We start from the raw sequence: 5,220 nt of genomic DNA, 5'->3' as shown, positions 1-5,220 counted from the left end.
GTTGCCGACCTTCTTCATGGCGTCGGAGAGGAACTTGCCGATCTCGGCGTCGCCGTTGGCGGAAATGGTGCCGACCTGGGCGATTTCGTCGTTCGAGGTGACCTTCTTCGAGTTCTTCTCGAGGTCTGCCACCACGGCTTCGACCGCGAGGTCGATACCGCGCTTGAGGTCCATCGGGTTCATGCCGGCGGCGACAGACTTGGCGCCTTCCTTCACGATCGCGGCCGCGAGCACGGTCGCGGTAGTGGTGCCGTCGCCGGCCGCGTCAGCGGACTTGGAGGCAACTTCGCGCACCATTTGGGCGCCCATGTTCTCGAACTTGTCCTCAAGCTCGATCTCCTTGGCGACGGTGACGCCGTCCTTGGTGATACGGGGAGCGCCGAATGATTTGTCGAGCACGACGTTGCGGCCCTTGGGACCGAGCGTGACCTTCACCGCGTTGGCGAGGATGTCGACGCCGCGCAGCATCTTGTCGCGCGCCTCAACCGAGAATTTGACTTCTTTGGCTGCCATCTGGATTTTTCCTTGAAATTTAAAGGGAAGGGAGCGGGGCTTTTAAGCCGCCTTCTTCTTGGACTCGTTGACTTCGAGAACGCCCATAACGTCGCTCTCCTTCATGATCAGCAGATCCTGTCCGTCGATCTTGACCTCGGTGCCGGACCACTTGCCGAACAGCACGCGGTCGCCGACCTTGAGGTCGATCGGGATCAGCTTGCCGGACTCGTCGCGGCCACCGGGGCCGACGGCGATGACTTCGCCCTGGGAGGGCTTTTCCTTGGCAGTGTCGGGAATGATGATGCCGCCAGCGGTCTTCTCTTCTGCGTCGATGCGCTTGACCACGACGCGGTCGTGAAGCGGACGGAATTTCATGCAGTCCTCCTAAGCAATTGCAAGAGTTGAGGAATTTCGAGGTTGTTAGCAGTCATTGCCCGCGAGTGCTAGCACAGGCGAGGAACAAATAGGACAGGAATTTTGCGGGGGCAAGGGCTTCTAGCAGAAAATTAGCACCCGGAAGTGCGGACTGCCAGAATCTCTTTGCCATCGTTAACGGTGCGCTGGGCCGTATTAGCACGGAGCCGCATCTGCTGCTAACGCGTTGAATTTCAACAGCTGTTAAACTTTTGGGCTTGAGATGAATTGTCAGTTTGCGTCACATTTCTCACATGTGAGCGCATCAGTACCGGGTGGCTCGTAAGGCGCACACCGACCAGGCCGCCCCTTGAATGCGCTCCTGCAAAGGAGGTTTGGCATGGGACTGCAGAGTGGGGGCGCTTCCGAGGATTTCCGGAAGCAGATGCTGGGTTACGGGCTGACGACGGCGCAAATTCTCTATCGGATGCCGGATCATCCGTCGCTGCTCCAGACTTACGTCTGGCAGAACTACGACATGTTTCCGAAATTTCCAGCGCTGAAGGACTTCCTGGCGTTCTGGCAGGAAAGGCTCGACGGCCCCCTGCATTCGGTCACCGTGGCGCATTGCAAGCTGATCAAGCCGGCCGAACTCCGCGCGGTCGACGGCGTGTTCCGGCTGCATTGAGATCGAGCACCGGCTTCGTGGGCGAGCAAAGGCGCGCTCGCGCCGCGCCCACCGTCTCCGCGACTGCTTCTCGCAATGGTGGGCACGTTTCGCTTTGCCCCCGCTACATGATCTCGTTCTGTGCTAGTCTCGCCGCATAATAACAAGCAACGGGAGGCGGGCCGATGGCCAAAAAAGTAAGATCGCGCAGCGCAGCGCAAGCCGCGGTGAAGAAGCGGAGTGGAGCCAAGGCCGCGGCTCGACCCTCGGCGCGCAAGGCAGTGAAGGCGAAGGCGCGTATGCTCGCGCCGAGCAAACCCGCCCGGCCCAAGCAGCGCATCGCCATCAGCCATCACCGCGAAGAGGATTTCAAAGCCGACGGCTTGCGCGCCTATGCCAAATACCGCGACCTTGGCATTGCCGACGCGACCCATGGCCTGGCGCAAGCGCATGTCATCCGTCTGCAAGGCCCGTGTAATCCGGCCGAGGTCTCAAAGCTTCATTATCACGATGTCGAATTCCAGATGGTCTACGTGCTCAAGGGCTGGGTGAAGACTTATATGGACGGGCAGGGCGAGACCTTGATGAAAGAGGGCAGCGCCTGGACCCAGCCGCCGAAGATCAAGCACATGATTCTGGATTACTCGGATGACGTCGAATTGCTGGAGGTGATCCTGCCGGCGGAGTTCAAGACGGTGGAGTTGAAGGCCTGATGTCATTCCGGGGCGCGGGTAGCGCGAGCCCGGAATCCATTGAGCGGCAGAAACGGTGGATCAATAGATTCCGGGTTCGCGACTTCGTCGCGTCCCGGAATGACAGCGGAGAGAACTACGCCAACACCCCCACCACCGCTCCCATCAGGCACGTCGTCAGCGTCCCCGACACGATCGACTTCAGCCCCAGCGCGTTGATCTCCTCGCGCCGCTCCGGCGCCATCACCCCTAGGCCGCCGATCATGATGCCGAGGCTGGCGAAATTGGCGAAGCCGCACATCGCGTAGAGCATGATCAGGCGCGAGCGCGGATCGAGCGCGTCGGGCGGCAGTTTTGAGAAGTCGACATAGGCAATCAATTCGTTGAGCACGGTTTTCGAGCCCATCAGGCTGCCGGCGGTGACCGCCTGGTCCCATGGCAGTCCCATCAGCCAGCACACCGGCGCCATCGCGAGGCCCAGCAGGCGCTGCAACGAGATCGCGGCGCCGCCGATATCAGGCAGCAGGCCGAGGATGGCGTTGACGAGGTAGACCAGAGCCACCAGCACCAGCAGCATCGCGACGATGTTGAGCAGCAGCTCGAGACCCGCGGTGGTGCCCTTCACGATCGCGTCCATCGTGCCGGAGACCTCCATCTCGGGATTTTCCAGCGCGCCGCCGGTGCGCCTGTCGGATGTCTCGGGCACCATGATCAGGCTGACTAGGATCGCGGCCGGCGCCCCCAGCACGGAGGCGATGACGAAGTGCGCGGCGGCATCGGGGATAAGGGGTGCCAGCAGCGTCGCATAGAGCACCAGCACGGTGCCGGCGATGCCGGCCATGCCGCCGGTCATCACCAGGAACAATTCGCTGCGGGTCATCTGCTTCAGATACGGCCGCACGAACAGGGGCGCCTCGACCATGCCGAGGAAGATGTTGGCGGCGGTCGACAGCCCCACGGCGCCGCCGACCCCTAAGGTGCGCTCCAGCAGCCAGGCCATGCCCCGCACGATCGGCGGCAGCACCCGCCAATAGAACAGCAGCGTCGTCAGCACGCTCATCACCAGCACGATCGGCAGCGCCTGGAACGCCAGGATGAAATCCGCACCCGGCGCCTTGACGTCGAAGGGCAGGGCGCCGCCACCGATATAGCCGAATACGAACGAGGAGCCGGCGCGCGAGGCCGCGGAGATCGCCCCGACCGCGTCGTTGATGGCGCCGAAGGCGCGCGCGAGCGCGGGTAACTTCAGGAGGACGATGGCGGTGACGAAGGTGGCGACGAGGCCGATCGCCGCCTGCCGCAACGACACGGCGCGGCGATTCTCTGCGAGCGCGAAGGCGATCAGCAGCAATGCGAAAATGCCGAGTGCCGATTGCAAGCGCAGCATGATGTCCCCAAAGCCCCAATGATTATGGCCGCGCCTGCGTTGCAAAGGCAATGCCGGGACGTGCGGGAGGCGTCCCGCTGTTGACAAGCCGGTCCGCCTCAGTCACGCGGGGCACGTCGACATCAGGGCACGGACGGTCCGGGGGTGACGCAAAAGACGATCCAAGAGGTGGTCGAAGCGGCGATGCCAGAGCAGCCAATATCCGGAGATCCGCCGGTCAGTGCCCGCGCGCTCCTCGCCCACCGCGCCTTCCTGTTCTTCCTGCTCTCGCGCAGCCTGTCGCGTTTCTCCAGCCAGATCGCGGCGGTCGCGATCGGCTGGCAGGTCTACGATCTCACCGGCTCGGCCTTCGATCTCGGCATGGTCGGCCTCGTGCAATTTCTGCCCACCGCGCTGCTCGTGTTCGTCGCCGGTCATGCCGCCGATCGCTATGAGCGTAAGCGCGTCGTCCAGCTCTGTCAGCTCGTGGAAGCAGCAACCGCACTCTATCTCGCTGTGATCACCTATCTCGGCGCGGTCGGTGAGGTGCAGATCTTCGTCGCGACCTTCGTGCTCGGCATTGCCGGCGCCTTCGAGAGCCCGACCACGGCGGCGCTGCTGCCGCTGATCGCACCGCAAGGTTCGCTCCAGCGCGCCACCGCGGTCTCCAGCGGCGCGGCGCAGGTCGCGACCATTACGGGGCCCGCGCTCGGCGGCTTTGCCTATGCGGTGGCGCCGCATCTCGCCTATGCCGTGATGGTGCTGTTCTGGATCCTTGGGATGATCCTGACCGGCTTCATCCGGCCGCGTCCGCAGGCGGTCGCCAAGGAGGGGACGAGCTCGGACAACATCTTTGCCGGTGTCCGCTTCATTCGCGGCAACCCTGCGATCCTCGGCACCATCTCGCTCGATCTGTTCGCAGTGTTGTTCGGCGGCGTCACCGCGCTGCTGCCGATCTATGCCCGCGACATCCTCCAGACCGGGCCGGTCGGGCTCGGCGCGCTGCGTGCGGCGCCTGCGGTTGGCGCGCTCTTGATGACCATGGTGCTGGCGCGTCACGCCATCTCGCGACATGTGGGCCTGCGCATGTTTCAGGCCGTGATCGTGTTCGGTGTCGCCACGATCGTATTCGCGCTGTCGTCCTGGATGTGGCTCTCGGTGCTCGCGCTCGCCGTTCTCGGCGCCGCCGACACGATCAGCGTCGTGATCCGTTTCTCGCTGGTGCAGCTGTCCACGCCCGACGAGATGCGCGGCCGGGTCGGAGCGGTGAATTTCCTCTTCATCAATGCCTCGAACCAGCTCGGCCAGTTCGAGAGCGGCCTCACCGCCGCCCTGTTCGGCGCCATGCCCGCCGCTGCGCTCGGCGGCGTCGCCACCGTCGCGGTGGCACTCCTGTGGATGAAGCTGTTCCCGAGCCTGCGCCAGGTGGAGAGTTTGGAGTAACACTCCGCCCGTCGACGCGGGATTGCGAGGAACTCGCGACAAGATTGCGAAGCAATTTTGCGCTAATGCGACGAAGCAATCTAGAGTCCCTCCGCAGAGAAATCCTGGATTGCTCACATGGGGGTTTGGTGTGTCAAGATTTATGATCAGCTCTTTGTTCGATTGCAGGCCAGCTCTTCGTCCCGACCGTGGGATCTTTCGGA

The 5,220-nt window shown here is 63.2% G+C and carries 6 protein-coding genes; 3 read left to right on the top strand and 3 right to left on the bottom strand.

Features of this window, described 5'->3' with window-relative positions; all coding sequences use genetic code 11:
* Both IVA98_RS02440 and IVA98_RS02435 read right to left on the bottom strand, forming a co-directional pair.
* On the bottom strand, nucleotides 1–513 hold a 513-nt coding region (locus tag IVA98_RS02440; protein WP_276576816.1), incomplete at its 3' end, for a TCP-1/cpn60 chaperonin family protein.
* 42 nt (nucleotides 514–555) lie between these two features.
* Nucleotides 556–870, bottom strand: coding sequence for a co-chaperone GroES (locus tag IVA98_RS02435; RefSeq protein WP_247354255.1), 315 nt, complete (start codon nucleotides 868–870; stop codon nucleotides 556–558).
* Between the two features lie 379 nt (nucleotides 871–1,249).
* Here IVA98_RS02435 and IVA98_RS02430 point away from each other — a divergent pair, with 379 nt between their 5' ends.
* Together IVA98_RS02430 and IVA98_RS02425 are read left to right on the top strand one after the other, a co-directional pair.
* Complete coding sequence (locus tag IVA98_RS02430) at nucleotides 1,250–1,537, top strand: usg protein (protein WP_247296263.1); 288 nt, start codon at nucleotides 1,250–1,252, stop codon at nucleotides 1,535–1,537.
* Between the two features lie 164 nt (nucleotides 1,538–1,701).
* Entirely contained in the window at nucleotides 1,702–2,229 is a 528-nt protein-coding gene (locus IVA98_RS02425; protein WP_247335996.1) for a cupin domain-containing protein, read from the top strand.
* Between the two features lie 115 nt (nucleotides 2,230–2,344).
* On the opposite strand, the gene IVA98_RS02420 is transcribed toward IVA98_RS02425, so the two are convergent.
* Nucleotides 2,345–3,595 carry a NupC/NupG family nucleoside CNT transporter gene (locus IVA98_RS02420; RefSeq protein WP_247354254.1) on the bottom strand — a complete coding sequence of 417 codons (1,251 nt, stop codon included), beginning with the start codon at nucleotides 3,593–3,595 and terminating at the stop codon, nucleotides 2,345–2,347.
* Nucleotides 3,596–3,778: 183 nt separating this feature from the next.
* Here IVA98_RS02420 and IVA98_RS02415 point away from each other — a divergent pair, with 183 nt between their 5' ends.
* Nucleotides 3,779–5,017 carry an MFS transporter gene (locus IVA98_RS02415; RefSeq protein ID WP_247296449.1) on the top strand — a complete coding sequence of 413 codons (1,239 nt, stop codon included), beginning with the start codon at nucleotides 3,779–3,781 and terminating at the stop codon, nucleotides 5,015–5,017.
* Nucleotides 5,018–5,220 lie beyond the last annotated feature (203 nt).

This window comes from Bradyrhizobium sp. 160, assembly GCF_023073735.1.
In the GTDB taxonomy this organism is placed as follows: domain Bacteria; phylum Pseudomonadota; class Alphaproteobacteria; order Rhizobiales; family Xanthobacteraceae; genus Bradyrhizobium.
Note: the sequence above shows the minus strand (reverse complement) of the source record. Positions and strands in the feature narration are given on the sequence as shown.